This window comes from Candidatus Saccharibacteria bacterium oral taxon 488, from assembly GCA_010202115.1.
Taxonomy (GTDB): domain Bacteria; phylum Patescibacteriota; class Saccharimonadia; order Saccharimonadales; family Saccharimonadaceae; genus Nanosynbacter.
Map to the genome: position 1 here is coordinate 228,481 of CP047917.1, position 18,830 is coordinate 247,310.

At 51.4% G+C, this 18,830-nt stretch carries 18 protein-coding genes; 13 read left to right on the forward strand and 5 right to left on the reverse strand.

Annotation, left to right across the window (positions count from 1 at the left end; translation table 11 throughout):
• Window positions 1-5: 5 nt before the first annotated feature.
• From GWK74_01215 to raiA, 10 genes are all read left to right on the forward strand, one after another.
• The gene (locus GWK74_01215) at window positions 6-704 is read left to right on the forward strand and encodes an ATP-binding cassette domain-containing protein (GenBank protein QHU90143.1); all 699 of its coding nucleotides are present in this window, start codon (window positions 6-8) and stop codon (window positions 702-704) included.
• Window positions 694-1,041, forward strand: a complete 348-nt coding sequence (locus GWK74_01220; protein QHU90144.1) for a PadR family transcriptional regulator — start codon at window positions 694-696, stop codon at window positions 1,039-1,041. The genes GWK74_01215 and GWK74_01220 overlap by 11 nt, the downstream gene beginning before the upstream one ends.
• On the forward strand, window positions 1,038-2,330 hold the full coding sequence (locus GWK74_01225; protein ID QHU90145.1) for a PspC domain-containing protein: 1,293 nt from the start codon (window positions 1,038-1,040) through the stop codon (window positions 2,328-2,330). The genes GWK74_01220 and GWK74_01225 overlap by 4 nt, the downstream gene beginning before the upstream one ends.
• A 69-nt stretch (window positions 2,331-2,399) precedes the next feature.
• Complete coding sequence (locus tag GWK74_01230) at window positions 2,400-3,242, forward strand: undecaprenyl-diphosphate phosphatase (protein QHU90146.1); 843 nt, start codon at window positions 2,400-2,402, stop codon at window positions 3,240-3,242.
• Between the two features lie 198 nt (window positions 3,243-3,440).
• The gene (locus GWK74_01235; GenBank protein ID QHU90147.1) at window positions 3,441-4,286 is read left to right on the forward strand and encodes an ATP-binding cassette domain-containing protein; all 846 of its coding nucleotides are present in this window, start codon (window positions 3,441-3,443) and stop codon (window positions 4,284-4,286) included.
• Window positions 4,283-5,641, forward strand: coding sequence for an FtsX-like permease family protein (locus GWK74_01240; GenBank protein ID QHU90148.1), 1,359 nt, complete (start codon window positions 4,283-4,285; stop codon window positions 5,639-5,641). The genes GWK74_01235 and GWK74_01240 overlap by 4 nt, the downstream gene beginning before the upstream one ends.
• 327 nt (window positions 5,642-5,968) lie before the next feature.
• Window positions 5,969-7,837: a collagen-like protein gene (locus GWK74_01245; protein ID QHU90149.1), complete on the forward strand. Its 1,869-nt coding sequence runs from the start codon at window positions 5,969-5,971 to the stop codon at window positions 7,835-7,837.
• Window positions 7,838-7,882: 45 nt separating this feature from the next.
• Window positions 7,883-9,178 (forward strand): serine--tRNA ligase, encoded by a 1,296-nt coding sequence (gene serS / locus GWK74_01250; protein QHU90150.1) that lies wholly within the window; start codon window positions 7,883-7,885, stop codon window positions 9,176-9,178.
• 34 nt (window positions 9,179-9,212) lie between these two features.
• Window positions 9,213-9,371 (forward strand): hypothetical protein, encoded by a 159-nt coding sequence (locus GWK74_01255; GenBank protein ID QHU90151.1) that lies wholly within the window; start codon window positions 9,213-9,215, stop codon window positions 9,369-9,371.
• Window positions 9,372-9,393: 22 nt separating this feature from the next.
• Window positions 9,394-9,768 carry a ribosome-associated translation inhibitor RaiA gene (gene raiA, locus GWK74_01260; GenBank protein ID QHU90152.1) on the forward strand — a complete coding sequence of 125 codons (375 nt, stop codon included), beginning with the start codon at window positions 9,394-9,396 and terminating at the stop codon, window positions 9,766-9,768.
• A gap of 2 nt (window positions 9,769-9,770) precedes the next feature.
• Here the strand turns inward: raiA and GWK74_01265 are convergent, their stop codons facing one another.
• The 3 genes from GWK74_01265 to GWK74_01275 form a co-directional block, all read right to left on the reverse strand.
• Window positions 9,771-10,379: a hypothetical protein gene (locus GWK74_01265; protein ID QHU90153.1), complete on the reverse strand. Its 609-nt coding sequence runs from the start codon at window positions 10,377-10,379 to the stop codon at window positions 9,771-9,773.
• A 146-nt stretch (window positions 10,380-10,525) separates the two neighbouring features.
• Complete coding sequence (locus GWK74_01270; GenBank protein QHU90154.1) at window positions 10,526-10,720, reverse strand: hypothetical protein; 195 nt, start codon at window positions 10,718-10,720, stop codon at window positions 10,526-10,528.
• Between the two features lie 12 nt (window positions 10,721-10,732).
• Window positions 10,733-11,692 carry a VWA domain-containing protein gene (locus GWK74_01275; GenBank protein QHU90155.1) on the reverse strand — a complete coding sequence of 320 codons (960 nt, stop codon included), beginning with the start codon at window positions 11,690-11,692 and terminating at the stop codon, window positions 10,733-10,735.
• 605 nt (window positions 11,693-12,297) lie between these two features.
• Between GWK74_01275 and secA the strand changes: the two genes are divergently transcribed.
• The 3 genes from secA to murD are packed head-to-tail and all read left to right on the forward strand — an operon-like array spanning window position 12,298 to window position 17,626.
• Entirely contained in the window at window positions 12,298-14,922 is a 2,625-nt protein-coding gene (gene secA / locus GWK74_01280) for a preprotein translocase subunit SecA (GenBank protein ID QHU90836.1), read from the forward strand.
• A gap of 33 nt (window positions 14,923-14,955) precedes the next feature.
• The gene (locus tag GWK74_01285; GenBank protein QHU90156.1) at window positions 14,956-16,233 is read left to right on the forward strand and encodes a hypothetical protein; all 1,278 of its coding nucleotides are present in this window, start codon (window positions 14,956-14,958) and stop codon (window positions 16,231-16,233) included.
• A 25-nt stretch (window positions 16,234-16,258) separates the two neighbouring features.
• Complete coding sequence (murD, locus tag GWK74_01290) at window positions 16,259-17,626, forward strand: UDP-N-acetylmuramoyl-L-alanine--D-glutamate ligase (protein QHU90157.1); 1,368 nt, start codon at window positions 16,259-16,261, stop codon at window positions 17,624-17,626.
• Here murD and hpt read toward each other — a convergent pair.
• Together hpt and GWK74_01300 are read right to left on the reverse strand one after the other, a co-directional pair.
• Entirely contained in the window at window positions 17,617-18,156 is a 540-nt protein-coding gene (hpt, locus tag GWK74_01295) for a hypoxanthine phosphoribosyltransferase (protein ID QHU90158.1), read from the reverse strand. The genes murD and hpt overlap by 10 nt on opposite strands.
• Before the next feature lie 17 nt (window positions 18,157-18,173).
• The gene (locus GWK74_01300; GenBank protein ID QHU90159.1) at window positions 18,174-18,803 is read right to left on the reverse strand and encodes a glutamate racemase; all 630 of its coding nucleotides are present in this window, start codon (window positions 18,801-18,803) and stop codon (window positions 18,174-18,176) included.
• Window positions 18,804-18,830 lie beyond the last annotated feature (27 nt).

Genomic DNA, 18,830 nt, shown 5'->3' on the forward strand with positions numbered 1-18,830 from the left:
ATATCATGATCGAACTAAAAAATGTGACGAAAATTTACGGCAAAAAGAAAAACCAATTTACGGCACTGAAAAATGTCAGCTTGAACATTCCGACGGGCGCGAGCGTGGCCATCCTCGGCAAATCTGGTTCTGGAAAATCGACGCTGATGCACGCGATTTCCGGGCTGGACAGGCCGCAGCACGGTCAGGTGATCATCGACGGGCAAGACATCTTGCAGCTGAAACCAAAGCGCGTCGATGAGTTTCGCGCCAAGAAAATCGGCTTTATCTTTCAGAGCTTTTTTGTCCAAGGCAATGAGAGCGTGGTTGACAACGTCAGCTTGCCACTGGAAATCGCGCGGCTGCCGCGCAAAAAGCGGGCGCACAAAATCAACGCGGCGCTTAAAGCGGTGGATTTGTACGATAAACGCAAAAACCGCGCTAAAGATCTGTCGGGCGGACAGAAGCAGCGCTTGGCGATTGCCCGGGCGATTGTCGGCAATCCGCAAATCATCTTTGCCGACGAGCCAACTGGCAACTTGGATAGCGAAACTGGTGCTAAGGTGGAAGAATTGCTATTTGATTATAACAAGCAAAAGGGTGTCACGCTGATTGTAGTAACACACGACGTCGACCTGGCGAAGAAATGCGATTATCAGATCATAATTAAAGACGGGCGGGTTGAGAAATCGACCGTGCCAGAGGAGAAAAAGCATGGACGTTAGTGCTTACGCTGAAAGCTTGGCGATTCAGCTGCGCAAAGGATTTTTGGTTTACTGTGTGCTGCTGGTTTGTGCCAAACAACCGCAATATACCGGCGACATCGTGAAGCAATTGAGCGAGTCGGAGCTGATGGTGGTTGAAGGAACGATTTATCCGCTGCTCAGCCGCTTGCAAAAATACGGCTATTTGCAGCACGAATGGCAGGAAAGCGAGCAAGGTCCGCCGCGCAAATACTATTCGCTGACTGACAATGGCAAGCAATTGGTGGATGAATTGAAAGATCGGATAAAACTGTTAAATAATTCGCTGAAAAATCTCGAGAAAGGAGCAAAGCGATGAAAGAAATAACCAGAATCCATTTGGCGAAAACGCCGTTTAGCGCGGAGATTGACGCCAAAAAATCGTTGGAAAAGTACCTGAATTTAATCCAGAAAAATATGCATGCGGAGCCAGAAGCGATGCGCGAAATTGAGGCACGAATGGTGGAGCTTTTGGCGGAGCGCGGTGTATCGAAGGACGGCGTGATCAGTCACGACGACGTCCTGGCGGTGCAGAAACAAATGGGTGAACCGCGTGATTTTTCGGATGATGACGAGGCGGTGGAGACCGATGCCGAGCCCGAGCGTTCAGAGCGTTCGGAGCGACGGCTGATGCGTGATACGGAGCATGCGCTGATTGGTGGCGTGTGTGCGGGCATTGCTGCCTATTGGGGAACCAATCCTTTGTGGATACGATTGTTGTTCATTTTCTCACCATTTATTACCTTTGGTGCAGCGGTACTGATTTATATTGTGATGTGGCTGTCAGTTCCAGAGGCGCGGACTGCCTCTGATAAGCTCCAGATGCGCGGCAAGGCGGTAACGTTTGATTCGCTGAAGCGTCAGGCCAGTCGGAATGAGCCATCCGTAGGGCGGAATAGTAACACGGGTCATACGGCAGCAAAAGTATTTCGATTTATTCTTGGTGTTGGTATTCTCATGGTAACGCTGGGATTATTTATTGCACTCATCGTGGGGGCGGTCAGTGGCATCGCGGTGATTGGTTTGCTTGATGGATTCTATGCACAGCCGTGGGCGTGGGGTCTGTGGGCATCTTTACTCATTGGTGGCGTAGCGGCGGTATGGCTGGGCGCGATATTGAGCCACAGCGCCTTTACGTGGACATTAAAGCGGCTATCGGTGGTTATGACGGTGGTGGCGCTAGTTGTGGGAGCACTATCGGTTTCGGGAATGACGCTGTTTGGTGTCGGTATGGCGAATGAGCTAGCACGTGACGAGGAGCGCTTGACAAAAATCGTGCCGGTTGAACTGCCAAGTGATATGAAGGGCGTGAAGTATGTCCACGTCGAGGGTGGAAGTGTCCCGTTACATTTTGGGGATACGACCCGAGGTGATATCAAGATTGAACTGCGCTATATAGACCTCAAGGGCAAGCGCCAGCAGCCAAAGGTGTCGGCGGTACGTGACGGTGATAAGCTTGTACTCAGAGTTGAAAATCAGCGTAGTCGCTGTCGCACAACGTGGTTTGGCCTCTCGCCAGAGCTTGACGTCGACTGCTTCGGGTTTGTGCGGCTGCATGTGTCTGGGCCGCTATCGCCATCGCCCGTACCACAATCAAGCAACGCATAGTGAGCGTGAAGGTTGGCGAATGCTTACTGAGCTGCTACACTGAAGGGATGAGAAGGAGCTATTAAGCAAGTGGCGTGGTGGCAGGCGATTATCCTCGGTATTATTGAAGGCGTAACGGAGTTTCTGCCAGTTTCTTCGACGGGACATTTGACGATCGTCGAGAAGTTGATGGGGATGAGGATTGATGATCCGAGCCTGACGGCGTTCACGGCAGTAATTCAGATCGGCGCGATCTTGGCAGCGATCATCTATTTTTGGGGCGATATTTGGCGGGTGCTAAGCGCCTGGTGGCGTGGGCTGTGGTGGAAGCGGGCGCGGCGACAGTTTGATTATGTGTATGGCTGGGCGATTATTATCGGTTCGGTGCCGATCGCAGTGATTGGACTACTGTTTAAGGATCAGGTCGAGACGGTGCTGCGTAGTTTGTGGTTTGTGGCGGTGGCGTTGATCGGCTGGAGCCTGGTGATGTGGTGGGCCGATAGGCGTTCAGAGAAAGCCAGTCACCGCAGCGAGCAGCAAACGACGTGGCGAGATACGCTGGCGATTGGTGTGGGGCAGTGCCTGGCCTTGATACCGGGTATCAGTCGGTCGGGAGCAACGATCTCGGTGGGGCTGCTGCGGGGATTTGACCGAGTGACGGTGACGAAGTTGAGCTTTTTCCTCGGTATCCCGGCGCTGGTGGCAGCGGGGCTGCTGGAGATGCTGACCGCCTCAAAGCACATTGCCGGCGGTGTCGGCTGGACGGCGACGGGACTTGCGACAATTGTGTCGTTTGTGGTTGGCTACCTTGCGATATCGTGGCTGCTCAAGTTTGTGGCGCGGAATGACTTCTCGTTATTTATTTGGTATCGAGTCGGGCTGGGCGTGCTGATCATTGCTTTGCTGATGAGCGGCGCGATCGGTGCGGTTTAGTTCGCCGTTAAAAGCGTATGGTCACTTTTCATGCTGCTACCTCGTATTCTTTGGATTGGGCGACTACAGACGCGACTAGGAAATTATAAGTTTTGATCACATTCTTCATTCTATGATACGATTGTAATATAGAGGTCAGGCTTGGTTATGACATCTTGTCCTTGTTACGACGATAAGCTGCAGGAGTTAGGAGGGAGAATGATAGAGATCAAACATATTACCAAGACGTACGGCGGCAAGAAAAATGCTTTCGTGGCGTTAGATGATGTTAATATCGAGATCGCGGATGGGGCGAGTGTGGCGATTTTAGGCAAATCTGGTTCCGGAAAATCAACGCTGATGCATGCTATCTCAGGCTTGGATAAGCCTGAGCGGGGCGAAGTGTTGGTTGATGGCGAGGATATTTTGCGCCTCAAGACGCGGGCAACGGATAGGTTCCGCGCTGAGAAGATAGGCTTTATTTTTCAGAGTTTTTTCGTCGAAGGTGGTGAAACGTGTTATGACAATGTCAGTTTGTCGCTGGAGACTGCTGGCGTCCCTCGTGCTCAGCGCAAGCGGCGCATCGAGTCGGCATTAAAAGCGGTTGATTTGACTGATAAGACCAAGGTGCGTGCTAAACATCTCTCTGGTGGGCAAAAGCAGCGCCTGGCGATCGCCCGGGCTATTGCCGGTGAACCAGCGATTTTGTTCGCCGATGAGCCGACCGGCAATCTTGACTCGGTAACATCGGCGGTGATTGAAGATCTGTTATTTGAGTATCAAAAACAGCATGGCGCAACCTTGATTATCGTGACGCATGATGAAGATTTGGCGAAACGATGTGAGCGGATTATTCGTATCAAAGATGGTCGAGTTGAATCTGATTCAGCGATTGAAGATGCAATTCGGATCGCTCAAGGTAAAATGGTGGCCTCGGGGGCTCATCGTCATGCCGCCACCGTGACAATTGCTGCCGCAGCTCCTCTACCTGAGCCAAAGAAGCCTCGTCGCCAGACGAAACAGTCAAGAACCACGAAAGCTACCAAGAAGGAGGCGAAGAAATGAAAACGCTAGATATCGTACGTCGGGCTGGGCGGAATCTGCGGCGAGCTAAGCTGCGCACCTTGCTCACCAGTGTCGCTATCGCGGTGGGTGGCTTTGCGATTACCGCGAGTTTGATGGCTGGCGAGGGTGCGCGGCAATATATTGACAGGATCATCAGCAGTAATATTAATCCTCAAGGATTGATGATTGGCAAGGCGAGTGAGGCGTTTACCGGTCGCAGCAATAAGCCACTTAAGGAGTATAAGCCGGACACTGGTACACATCGTGGTGCAGAAGTTGAGCTATTGACTCTTGATGATATAGCCAAACTGAAGGCGCGCAGTGACTTGAAAGATGTGACGCCGCTATATCAATTGAACCCAAAATACCTGACGTTTAGTACCAAGTCTGATAAAAAGTACACGGGCGAGGTAGCGATGCGCGATAGCGGTATCCGTGTTGAGACAGTAGCGGGCAGGATGATGTCCAAGGGCACTCAGTTGGGGGATAATGAAGTGATAATACCAGAGTCCTACCTTGAGGAATTGGGGATCTCTGCGGACAAGATCATCGGTAGCAAGTTGACGCTCACCGTTGAGCAAGCGCCGCAGAAAGTCAGTGAAGAGGACATTGCCAAGGCGTATCGGCAGCGCGGCGAGGCTGGCGTGCGTGAACTAACAAGTAGTAAGTTGAAGCACAAAGAGCTGACCATTGTAGCGGTATCAAAGAAATCGCCGGAGCAAGCGACGAATACACCAAATACCTATATCAGCCCAGAGACTGCCAAGGAGCTGACTGAATTTGCAACGCTCGGTACGCCGCAGTACCAAAAGTATATTACCGCTTCAGCAACGGTGGCTGATGGTAAAAAGCCCGAAGACGTCAAGAAAGCTCTTAAAGATGAATTGAACCTGTCAGCGGTAACTTCGAAAGATATCCAGGAGCTGCTCTTTACGTTCGTAAACTTGCTGCAGTGGATTGTGTTTGGGTTTGGTGTGTTGGCGTTGGTGGTGAGTATATTTGGCATCGTCAATACTCAATACATTTCGGTGTTGGAGCGAACGCAACAGATTGGACTAATGAAGGCGCTTGGTGCTAGTCGGCGTGATATTGCCAGGCTGTTCCGTTACGAAGCAGCATGGGTTGGCTTCTTGGGTGGTGCGCTTGGAGTGCTCGGCGCGTGGGGAATTGGTGAGTTGTGTAACCCAATGATCTCCGGGGCGCTTAATTTGGGGGAACATTCACTCCTGATATTTGTACCAATTAGCGGTCTCGTCATTGTCGTCGGGTTGATGTTAGTAGCAATTATTGCGGGATTCTTGCCGAGCCGCAAAGCAGCGAAGCTTGACCCAATTGAGGCGCTGCGTACGGAATGACTGGCTCATACTACTTAATTATGGCTGACCTGTCGTAATTATCTGCGATTTTTGATAAAATTATGGCTTTTAGAATATGCTCATGCTATAATCGTGCTAAATAGGCGTATAGCAAGATCAAATAGGGGATATAATACAATATGAACGAGCGCTCAGATAAAACATATGCGAGTCGTAAACTGGTAATATGTTTATTTATCGTCACGATACTGATTATTCTACTGCTGTGGTGGTGGCCGTGGGGCCGGCGGTAATCGCTTTTACAAGGGGGTTCGTCCAGATCAGATTAGCCTACGCCAAAGCAATGGCAAGGTACAGTGGCAGTTTATGGATGGTGATTGGCAAGATATCGTTTCTCTTTCTGAGTTGCGGGGTGAAAAAGGCGACAAGGGCGAGAAAGGTGACAAAGGTGACACTGGTGAGGCCGGAGCTGCTGGTAAAGACGGTAAAAACGGCGTAAGTACAGGACAGCGTGGAGCTAACGGTCGGGATGGAGCGAATGGTAAAAACGGTGCGACCGGGCCAAAAGGTGACACCGGTGCTCAGGGTCCAGCTGGTCCACGGGGCCAAAAGGGTGACAAGGGCGAGAAGGGCGATGCCAATGGTGTCGTCGGTCCGGCTGGCCCACAGGGTCCCAAAGGTGACAAAGGTGATACTGGCCAACAGGGTCAAAAAGGTGATAAGGGCGACAAAGGTGATACTGGCGCTAAGGGAGATAAAGGAGATAAAGGAGACGCCGGCGCCAAGGGCGACAAGGGCGATGCCGGCCAACAGGGTGCTAAAGGTGATACTGGAGCGACGGGCGCACAAGGCCAAAAGGGTGATGCTGGTAACGATGGGCGAGAGATTGAGTTACAGAAAACCGCGTTGTATATCCAGTGGCGCTACAGGGGTGATGCTACGTGGAACAACCTCATTGCATTATCTGACTTGAAGGGTCCGAAGGGCGATAAGGGCGATACCGGTCCACAAGGTCCCGCTGGCCCGCAAGGTGCAGCAGGGTCTCAAGGTGCAACCGGTGCACAAGGTTCTCAGGGGCCTGCTGGTCCACAAGGCCCGAAGGGCGACACTGGCCCTGCCGGCCCACAGGGCCCAGCTGGTCCCCAAGGCCAAAAAGGTGAGAAAGGTGAAAAAGGTAATGATGGTCCACAAGGTCCTGCAGGTCCTCAGGGAGCCAAAGGTGATACCGGTCCGGTAGGTCCAGTCGGTCCCGCTGGCCCGCAAGGACTCAAAGGCGCCAAAGGTGATACCGGAGCGACAGGTGCTCAAGGTCAAAAAGGCGACAAGGGCGACACTGGCCCAGTAGGTCCTCAGGGCCTGCCTGGCCCCCAGGGTATACCAGGTGTTAAGGGGGATAAAGGTCCTATCGGCCCGCAGGGCGCTAAAGGTGAGACTGGCCCAGCGGGTCCACAGGGCGCTAAGGGTGAGAAAGGCGAGCCAGGAGCCAAGGGCGACACTGGCTCTGCCGGCCCGCAAGGAGCTAAGGGAGATGCCGGTGCACCTGGAGCTAAAGGCCCGAAGGGCGACGCTGGTCCTCAAGGACAAAAAGGTGATAAAGGTGAAAAGGGCGAAGCTGGTGCAAATGCAACAGTTAATGTGACGAATAGTACTCAGCCATGTTCGACCGGCCTTACTGTCACGGGCAGTGGTACGCCGAATATTGGACTGACATTTACCGGATCAAATATTCCGGCCGGTGGGTCAATTGGTCAGGTACTGATGAAAAAGTCGGCGGCAGATTGTGATGTTGCGTGGAGGAGCTTGCCGCAAGAAACGATGTTTGCCGGCTCGATCGGTGTCGGTAATGGTAATATCGTGGCGGTAAATGTTAACGCTGACACTTATACAGCTATTCCGATGACAACGATCACCACGAATACCGGCGGTGGTACCTGGGATCCGGTGAATCACACGTATACTATTCCAAGTGATGGTGTGTACTTCATTCGTTCCAGTATTCGTACCGTTGACAACTCGCCAGTGCGTAATATTTACCAAATTGTTAATGATGTGAACGGTGATCGTCCAGAGGGCGCATGGTCATCTAACCAAGCCGGTGTTCGTCGTTCGACACTGCCGTATTCACGGATGATGCGAGCCACAGCTGGTACCAAGCTAAAGTTGATCGTCGTATCAGACCTCCAGAGTGTGCAACTCAGCGACGCAAGCCTGACAATTACCAAGCTTTCAAACTAATCAAGTTAGCGAGATAAATTATCGTATATCTGCTACAATGAAACCATGTTAGATATTCGCTTTATTCGAGATAACGCCGAAGCAGTGCAGGCTGCGGCGAAACACAAGGGGTGCGACGTGTCTATTGCGACATTGTTGCAATTAGATGACGAGCGTCGAGAGGCGCAGCGGCAGGTTGATGAGTTGCGCCAGCAGCGTAATGAGATTGCTGCTAAAATGAAGGGCGGCAAGCCCGAGCCGGGTCTGATTGAGCAGGGCAAGGCTATCAAGGCCAAGCTGAGCGGGCTTGAGGCTCAGCTGAGCGAGGTTGAGGAACGCTACATAACGCTACTCAAGCAAGTCCCTAATATGCCGCACGTCGACGTACCAGTTGGTCTGAGTGAGGATGAAAACGTTGAGGTAAAGGTAGTCGGTGCTATCCCAGCCTTTGATTTTGCGCCGAAAAATCACTACGAAATCGCCGAGGCAAAAGGCTGGCTCGACAAAGAGCGTGCTGCCAAGGTTGCTGGCGCTCGCTTTGCCTATATCATGGGTGATTTAGTGTTGTTGCAGCAGGCGATTATCCAGTTTGTGATTACATCTCTCACGAACCCAGCAGTGATCAAAGAGATCGCCAAAAAGGCTGGCCTTGGTGTCAATACAAAACCATTCATCCCAGTGCTGCCGCCACTGATGATTCGGACCGAGCCGTATGATCAGATGGATCGTCTCCAGCCGAGTGATGATCGATACAAAATCGAAGGCGAGGAACTGTGGCTACAGGGGAGTGCTGAGCATGTGCTCGGTAGTATGCATGCGGGTGAGATTTTTGATGCGAAACAGTTGCCACTTCGATACTTGGGCTTTGCGACCAGTTTCCGAAAAGAGGCGGGGACGTACGGCAAGGATATGGAGGGGCTGATCCGGATGCACCAGTTTGATAAGCTCGAGATGGAGAGCTTCACCGAGGCGAAGGATAGTTATAACGAGCACCTGCTATTTATCGCGATTCAAGAGTGGCTTTTGGCTCAGCTCAAGCTACCGTACCATGTCCTGATGAAGTGCACCGCTGATATCGGTAAACCAAATGCGCGCGGTGTTGATATGGAAGTATGGTTACCGGGTCAGGGCAAGTACCGCGAGACGCATACCGCTGATTATATGACGGATTATCAGGCGCGCCGTCTGATGACGCGGGTGCGTACGGATAACGGAGTTGAATTGATCCACACAAACGATGCGACGGCCTTTGCATTGGGTCGCTGTATGGTGGCGATTATCGAGAATTGCCAGACCGCGGAGGGTGATGTCGTGGTGCCAGAAGCACTGCGTCCATATATGAATGGCCGTGAGATGATATAATAGAATTTAGGAGGGTATATGGCACTGACGAACGATGACAAGCAATGGATCAAGGGCGCGATCTTACGGCAAGCCGAACAAATCATTTATGAGCGCCAGCTTTGCCAAAATGTCATCGAAAGAAAAGCTGCTCGTCATTAACGAAGAATTACTAAAAATAGCGAAGGATGCGGGTGTTGTCTTGCCGCGCTAACGTATACATAAAAGGAGGAACTATGATCAAAGATATTACCATTACTGGCGTCAAATACGAATTGACGGACACCACAAAGAAATACGTTGAGCGCAAAATCGGTGCGCTGGGCAAGTACTTGCCGCGACATGCCCGCAAGAGCGCGACCGCTGACGTAAAGATCAAGCAGATCGATAATCCTGGCGGCAACAAGTACGAGGTTGAGGTGATTATCAATGTGCCAGACAAGAAAATCACCGCTAAAGATTCGACAATGAATGTGCTAGCAGCAGTGGATATCGTTGAGGCGAAGCTAAACGGGCAGCTGCGTAAATATAAGGACGATGTATTAGCACACGTTGGCAGCAGCCGCGGCGTACTGGCACGGTTCAAGCGCGGTTTCCAGCGCGAGCAGTAACCCTATCCTACTGAGGGACGTATACCTATATGCGAATAGTAGTTTTGGCTTGCTGGACGTCTAAGATCGGCAAGCTTAACGCACACTCGGTCAGAGAATGTCCCCCAGTGGATGTATGGAGCTATGTGAGCATTTATGTTCGGTTGTAGACACCATGAGCCAGCACTTCGGTCGGTCAACTCACCATCAGCTAGTACAGCGGTGAATTTGTCAGTCAATCCTTCAACTAGTGTCTGATGCTCTTGAATATTTTGGTATGGTTTGCCAAGTTGCATTGGCTGCTCTCTACCAGAGATAAGACGAAGTGTCCATTCAATATTCAAAAGACCATTTATACATTTGTAGGTTGGTAATGTATTTAATGCTGGAGTTGTCGTGAAAGTCGATGCTTGGTCTAAGTTGTGCCATATATCATCCGTGATTTCAGGACTGATAGATAATCCGTAAACGTCTCTAACCTTTATGATGTCACTTAGGGGATGCTGATCCAATGGATTGTTTGGTATAGTTTTATCGTTGGTCATTTTTTGACCAATAGCCAGCCAATTTTCTTTGCCAAGACCGTGGGGCGCTAAAACAACGTGCGGGGCGACACCTTCTTCTTGCTTCATGAGTGCAAATTGTTCGGCTAGGTATTGAAGGTTAACACCGACAGACACCATTTGTTCTGGTGTTGGTGCCGAAAGGCCGATGTAGCTAACCAAACGCTCGGATAGAGTGAAAGCTTTTTCAAAAGCCCGTTTTGTTTCTGGATTGGTTATCGTGTCAAGACTATTAAAGGTTTTTTCTCTCTAGCTTCTCTCACATCAGCATTGAGAGTGTTTAGAAGCGCTGCAGAACCAAAACCCTGACTGGTATTGAGAGACTGGGCCTTTTGTCCTTCCTGAGCTCTCTGCCAAGCATTATTCGCTGCGGCTCGAATGTCTGGTGATAGTAGATTGAGATTAGCCATATGTTATTCTTTTTATGTTTGAATGGTTGTTTCTATAAATGATTGTAACACATTTGGCAGGTCTTTAGGGTCGTTGATACGTTTGGCATTCGGAGCGTACAGTTGCTCAGCGGCGGCTGAGCCAATGGATACGCCGTATACTACGGTGTTCTGGTCACGGCGAAGCTGGCTGACGGCTGCCTGGGCGGCGCTGGGGTTATCGCTTGCGCCGTCAGTCGCGACGATGATGATTCGCTGACGATCTTGACTACGGGGTAGATCAGCAATCTCCTGGAGAGCTAAATAATCTGCTGTACTACCCATATCGGCTGCAGTGATGGCTGCGTATGTATCAAGCCGTTGTTTGTCATTTAGGTCGCTACTGAGCGGTTTGTGACAGGTTGCAGTATCACCAAACGTGTATAATGAGGTACGTACTGACAGGTCGGATAGGTCAATACTTTGTTGTTGTTCCAGCTGTCGGATATCGCGTTCCGTGCCGGCTAGTCCTTCCAGCATGATGACGGCGCAACTGGCGGCGGCTTCTGCAGGCGCACCGCTCATGGAAGCAGAGCAGTCAAATACAAAGAAATAGTCGGTCTTGCAGTTCAGTTCGGTTCGTCCGCGCACGGTTTCGTAGCGCTGGAACGCTTCTGGTGTGATACCACCCTTGATGTCGGTGATGGTCTGCGCTAGGCGGTTGGGGTCGAGGATATCGCCGTCTTGGTGGGAACGGCGACTGAGACCGCGGCGGGCGGTAACGACTTCATTCAAGACTGATTGAAATACTTGGCGCATCTGATCAATCTGCCTATGTAGTCGCTTGACCTCGTTATCATAATGCTGCTTTTCCTGTAGTGAATGTCCGGTTTGCTCTTGATAGCGGCGGTCGGCTGCTATCTGACGGGCATGTTCTTGCTGTTCAGTACCGACACCAGATAAATTGGCGCAGGGTGGTATTGATTTTGGTTGGCTAGCAGAACTAAAGCGCATGCGGCCAGAGTACGACTTGGTGGTAGCACCACTGACATTGCCATTGGACACGTTTGAGAGAATTGAGGGCGACAGGTACATAGAGGGGGCAGTGGTTTCTAATTGGGCTAGTATAATGAAAGACACGGTAGACAATTGGCGACTGACGGCTGTAGGCGATAATAAATGGACGGCTTTCATGTTATCTAATGATGAAGAGCCGGGGAAATGTGGTTTATCCTACGATCAGATAACACGATATGGGTCGGCTGTGCCAATAGTCTGCTATACTGCCTATCAAGTGCACCGTATTCGCCAAGGTATATCACCAGTAGATATCAATGTCCGCTCTTGGGCAGCAGGCAGGTTCGTCGTTGGCAACGACACCTATGCTCCGTGTATTGGCTGGGAGATTGGATCTGGGGACTGTATGATGGTAGTCGATTACTATAATGCATCGAAGGGGACTAAGATTGTAGGCTTGCGTTCTCTGATGGGCGACATTGCGCCAGCGCGGTCTGGCTAATTCCGCGCCCAAACACTCTTTAATTTTCCAGCCCTGCACGGTATAATTGTATACAGTTTTTGAAAATGCCTGAAAGTGAGGGAGTTTTGAGTTTATGGCAATGACACAACAAAAGGCGCTGAGTAAGATTTTTGGCGATCCGCAGAAGAAGATTTTGAAGCGGCTGCAGAAGCAAGTTGACGTAATTAACGGTCTGTCTGAAAAGTATGAAAAAATGTCGGACAAAGATTTGCAGGCGCAGACAGAGGCGCTGAAAAAGCGTTTGGAAAAGAAAAATGTAACACTGGATACGATTTTACCGGATGCCTTTGCGGTGGTGCGCGAAGCCGCCAAGCGTGTCATCGGTGAGCGTCCGTACGATGTCCAGCTGATCGGTGGTATGGTGCTTCATGAGGGCAATGTGGCTGAGATGAAAACTGGTGAAGGTAAAACCTTGGTGGCGACGCTGCCGACGTACCTCAATGCGCTGGAGGAAAAGGGCGTCCACGTGGTGACTGTCAACGACTATCTGGCGCAGCGCGACGCTGGCTGGATGGGCCAGGTGTATGACTTTTTGGGCTTGACAACTGGCGTGATTATCAACGAGGCGTCATTTGTTTATGATAAAGATTACGACAATGAGCATCACGACGATCCGCGCATGCGCAAGCTCCGTCCGGTCACTCGCAAGGAAGCCTACGCGGCTGACATTACCTATGGTACCAACAACGAGTTTGGCTTTGATTATCTGCGTGACAACATGGTTAACGACGTTGATTTGCTCAGGCAGCGCGAACTGAACTTTGCTATCGTTGACGAGGTGGACTCAATTTTGATTGACGAGGCGCGCACGCCGCTGATCATTTCGGCGCCAGCAGCGGAGAACCCGGACAATTACTATACTTTTGCTAAGGTTGCCAGTAAATTAGTGCCGGAGGACTATGTTTTGGATGAAAAGCGCCGCAGCGTAGCCTTGACCGACGAGGGCGTGGAAAAAGTCCAAAAACTGCTGGGAATAAAAAATTTGTACACACCAGACCACGTGCGCAGCGTTTACCACATGGACCAAGCCCTGCGAGCACAAACATTGTTCAAGCGCGACAAAGATTACGTGGTAACTAATGACGGCGAGGTGATCATCGTCGATGAGCACACCGGTCGTTTGATGCAAGGACGCCGCTACAACGAAGGTTTACACCAGGCAATTGAGGCGAAAGAAGGTGTGCCAGTGCTGGAAGAAAGCATGACGCTGGCGACCATTTCGTTCCAGAATTATTTCCGTTTGTACAATAAACTTTCCGGTATGACTGGTACGGCATTTACCGAGGCCGAAGAGTTTCAACAAATTTATTCACTGGACGTCATTCAGATTCCACCGAACAAGCCAGTTATTCGCGACGACAAAGAAGACCTGATTTTCAAGACCGAAAAGGGTAAGTTGAAGGCGGTGGCTGAAGCTATCAAGGATTATCATAAGCAAGGCCGGCCGGTGCTGGTTGGCTCTGGCTCGATTGCCAAGAACGAGCAGATTGCCAAATATCTGGAAAAAGAAGGCATCAAGTTTGAGATTTTGAACGCTAAGAATAATGAGCGTGAGGCGGCCATCATCGAGAAGGCTGGTGAAAAGGGTGCGATTACACTAGCGACAAACATCGCCGGACGCGGTACCGACATCAAGCTGGGCAAGGGCGTCAAGGAATTGGGCGGCCTGGTGGTGATCGGTTCGGAGCGCCACGAATCACGACGCATCGACAATCAGCTGCGCGGCCGCGGCGGCCGTCAGGGCGACCCGGGCGAGACCCAGTTCTACGTATCGACCGAAGATGATTTGATGCGAATTTTCCAGGGCGAGCGCATCGCCGCGCTGATGGACCGGCTGGGCGTCGACGAAGATACGCCAATTCAAAACCGCGCCGTGTCAAAGACCTTGGAGGCAGCCCAGAAGCGTGTCGAAGGTTACAACTTTGATACGCGCAAAAATGTTGTTCAGTACGACAACGTGATTAATCGTCACCGCCGTGTGGTCTACACGATGCGGCGAAAAATCCTTGAAGGCGACAATATCCAGCCGGAAATTGAGCGGTTGTTGCGTGACAGAGTCAAAGAGTTAGTGACGCTACCAACCAAGAACAACCCGAAGTTTATCGAGGAATTTACGGCAGCCTTTCCAGTCGATGAAGCGGCCGTGCGCAAGGTTGGCCGCGAGAAAAAGGACCGTCTGCGCCTCCAAAAAGCTCTGAAACTAGCACACCAGGCCTACCGGGAAAAAGATGAAGAAATCGGTACTGAAGAGCTGCGCGGTGTGGAGCGCGAGGTGTATATGGCGGTGCTCGACACCCTGTGGATGCAGCACCTAGAGAATATGCAACACCTACGCGAAGGGATCCACTGGCGCAGCGTTGGCCAGCGCGATCCATTGGTAGAATACCGGGCTGAGTCACAAAAATTGTTCACCAGCCTTCAGGAAAATCTGCGTAACGAAGTTCTGAACACAATTTTTCATATTCATAAATCCGACGCAGTAATTCGCCAATCGCAGGATGATGAGTATGACACCGAGCTAACGCGCCTGGCCGAAAGTGCAGTTGAGCGTGGTGTTAATGAAGTTGGTGCGGGCGAGGAAAATCGTGACGGTGACTTTTCGGTGAAAAAGGGCAAATCAAACGCCGAGTCGAACCGCGCCAAAAACCAAGCACGCAAGAAGAAAAAAGCGCAGCGCCAAAACCGCAAAAAGAACCGCAAATAAATCTAAAACCGGTGGGCAGAGAGCGACAGACAGATGAAACATACGGTCAAAGAAATAAAATTGAAAAATGGTGCGAAAGGCTTGTTCATTGATGTGCCAGACGCGACGGTGATGAGCTTTCAGGTGCAGTTCCGGGCAGGCAACCGCTATGTCCGCGACAAGGACATCTACGAGACGGCGCACATCATGGAGCACATGGCGTTTGGGGCGAATGAGAAGTTTCGTTCGGAGCACGCCTATGAGCAGGAGTTTACCAAGAATGGCGCCTATCATAATGCGTTTACCTCTGATTATTCAATGGTGTATGAGGCGACCTGTGCGGATTTTGAATGGGATCGGATTTTGGAATTGCAGCGGCTGGCGATCACCACGCCGCGCTTTAACGCCGAAGAGCTAGAGGCCGAGAAAGGTAACGTTCGGAGCGAGCTGACCGGTTATCTTAATAATCACAACCGCGTGATGTGGCCGCGGGTGCAGCAAGCGCTGGGCGAGGATATTTTGACATATAATCAGCGACTGAAAACGATTGATGCGATCACGCTAAAGGATATCAAGGAGCATCATCGGCGGACACATACGCTCAACAATATGCGGTTTGTGGTGGCGGGCAAGTTGACCGGGCGGATGGCGACGATTCGTGAATCGCTGGAGCAGTGGCAGCTAGAGCCGGGCGAGCGGTTTACCATTCCGCACGATAAGCTGTCGAGTGCCGCACCGATTTTTATCCGTCGCAAGGAGGCCTCGAATCTGACATTTGGCTGGTCGATGAATCTGCCGCGTGAGCTGAGCGATGAGGATTCTGACGCTATGGGCTGCTTGAATCATATCTTGACCGGGACGATGAGCTCGCGGATTTTTGGGGCGGCGCGCAAGAAGGGGCTGGCTTACGGCGTGTTCAGCGACACTTCGGTCGGGTTTTATGATTCGGCGTGGGACTTTGGCGGCCAGGTCAACCTCGAGACAGCAGAGGCACTGTTCGATATCATCGTGCGTGAGCTGCGCCGGGTGCTGAACGGGACGATCACCTCGGAGGACATCGAGAATGCCAAGTCATATGCACTGGGCCGCTATCAGATGGGAGCGCAAACGGTAGCGCAGGTCAGCAATTTCTATACCGGGCGTTATTTTGCTGATGATTTCGTCAAGGATTATGAGGGCGTACCAACGGCAATTTTGGCGGTGACCGCTGATCAAATTGTTCGGGTGGCACGAGAGTTTTTTGCAGCAAATACCTGGGTGCTTGCTGGCGTGAGTAGCGGTGAGAAAGAGCTGCTCGGGCGACTGCAGGAGAAGCTTGAGGGGCTGTTTTAGTAGTGCTCAATGCTATAATGAAACCATGAAGATTATTATCGCTGGCTATGGTCTTGAGGGTATATCAAGTTTGAGATATTTTCGGCGGGTTTTTCCTGATGCTGAATTTGTGATTGCTGACCAGAAAGCGGTCGAGAATGCGCCGGATGATGTGGCGGTGCGGACTGGCGAGTCGGTGTTCACCGAGCAGCTGCAGGATGCCGATATGGTGGTGCGAGCACCGGGTGTGCCGCCGCGACTGCTCAAAACGTCAGGCAAAATATGGTCGGCGACCAATGAGTTTTTCGACAAGTGCCCAGCGCCGATTATTGGCGTGACGGGGACGAAAGGCAAGGGTACGACCTGTAGTCTGATCGCGGCGATCTTGCGGGCGGCCGGTCAGACGGTGCATTTGGTGGGGAATATTGGTGTGCCGGCACTGGACGCGCTGCCAAACATCACAAAGGACGATTTCGTTGTGTACGAACTATCGAGTTTTCAGCTGTGGGATCTCGAAAAATCGCCGACCATTGCCGTGGTATTGATGATCGAGCCGGACCATTTGGAGGTGCATACGGATTTTGCCGAGTACCTCGACGCCAAGAAAAATATTCGTCGTCACCAGAGTGTTGTTGATACATGTTTATATCATCCAACGAATAAATATTCGAAGGAAGTAGCCGCTACGCCTTTTAATGGACTATTGGATGAGCAGGGTCGTGTGACGTGTGAGTATTGTGGGGATGATGCGCTAGATTTCGCGCACCGCTATGCCGTTCCCGACGAGAATCAGGTGTATGTCCGGGATGGCTACTTCTGTGTGCAAGATCGGCGGATTTGTCGCACTGATCATTTGCGGCTACCGGGCGCACACAACCTCGAGAATGCGTGTGCGGCGATAAGCGCGGTGACAGAATTGCCGATTACAGTGATCGACGAGCAGTACGCGGCTGGACTAGAGAGTTTTACGGGATTGCCACATCGATTAAAATTCGTTGCTGAGAAAAACGGTGTGAAGTATTATGATGACAGTATCGCTACCACGCCGGGCAGTGCCATCGCGGCGCTGCGGGCGTTTGAGGCGCCGAAAGTGCTGGTCGTCGGCGGGTACGACAAGGGGGCGGATTATGATGAAATGGCTGTGGAGATTACCAGACAAGCGGTGCGGGCGGTGATCATTATCGGGGCAAATGCGGCGAAGATTGAGCAGTCACTGCGTCAAGCATCGGTCACGGCGACGATGGTAGCGCTCGGCCAGACAACGATGGTGGATGTCGTCGCTCAAGCCAATCAATTATCTCGCCCAGGTGATGTTGTCATCCTCAGCCCGGCGGCCGCTAGCTTTGGGATGTTCAAAAATTACGTCGACCGCGGTGAGCAATTTGTGGCGGCGGTGGAGAAGCTTTATCCCTGATACACCTCAGGTTTCAACACCCCGATATATGGTAGATTCCGGTATTGTTGGCGGAAATCTAGGCCGTAGCCGACGACGAATTCGTTGGGGACGGACAGGCCGACGTAATCGGCGGCAACGTTGGCGATACGCCGTTCGGGTTTGTCGAGCAGTGAGCAGACTTTGACTGAGGCCGCACCACGACCGGCGAATAACTCTAGTAATTTTTCCAACGTTCGGCCGGTATCGACGATGTCCTCGACCAGCAGAACATGCCGCCCGGCAACATCGCTGTCAATGTCTTTGAGAACGGTAACTGCGCCGGATGATTCAGTCGCGTCGCCGTAACTGGAGACGTCGATGAAATCGATTTCCATATAGCAATCCATGGCGCGTACTAGATCAATCATAAACGGTGCTGCACCGCGCAGTACGCCGATGACCAGCGGGTTCTTGTCACTATACTCTGCCGTCAGCTCTCGGCCCAGCTGCGCCACTGCATTGTTAATTTGCTCAGTAGTCACGAGGATTTTAGCAATGTCTTGATTCATTAGGATAAGTATAACAATTAGCTAGCAAAATCGCTAATCCGCTTGGCGATAATTGCAGTGGGTTCAAGAATGCGGCATTGCGGAAAAAGGCGTTGTAACCGCCTCTTAATTGCCAGATAATGCGTGCAGCCTAGAACAATAACATCGCTGCCGTCCGCAACACTGGCTGATACTTCATCAGGCACAATATCGTCGGCCAAACCTTGATCAATCATCTGCGCCCACGCACGGGTGTCTGGCGTGTCGATGCGAACGCCAGTAGCATATTCACTGATAAGCGCGCGCAGACGCTGGCTGTGTTTGGTGGCGTTTGTCGCCAATAGAGTGATATGACGTGATTTAGTGAGTGTTGCAGCTGGTTTAATCATTGGCTCAAAGCCAATAAAGCGGACATCTGAATAGCGCTGTCGTAGTGGTTGTATGGCAATTGTTGTAGCGGTATTGCAGGCGAGGATAATGATGCTACATGACAGCAGGGGCTGGATAGCGGTATCAGTCAGTGTGATAATTTCTTCTGACGAGCGATTACCGTACGGTGCGTGCTCGCGGTCGATCGCCGTGATGTACGAATGCTGCGGCAGTAATTTTTTCAGCCTCTTTGCTACTAATTCGCCGCCAGTTCCTGTATCAAATACGCCGATCTTCATACAAAAAGTATAGCAAAATTGTTACAA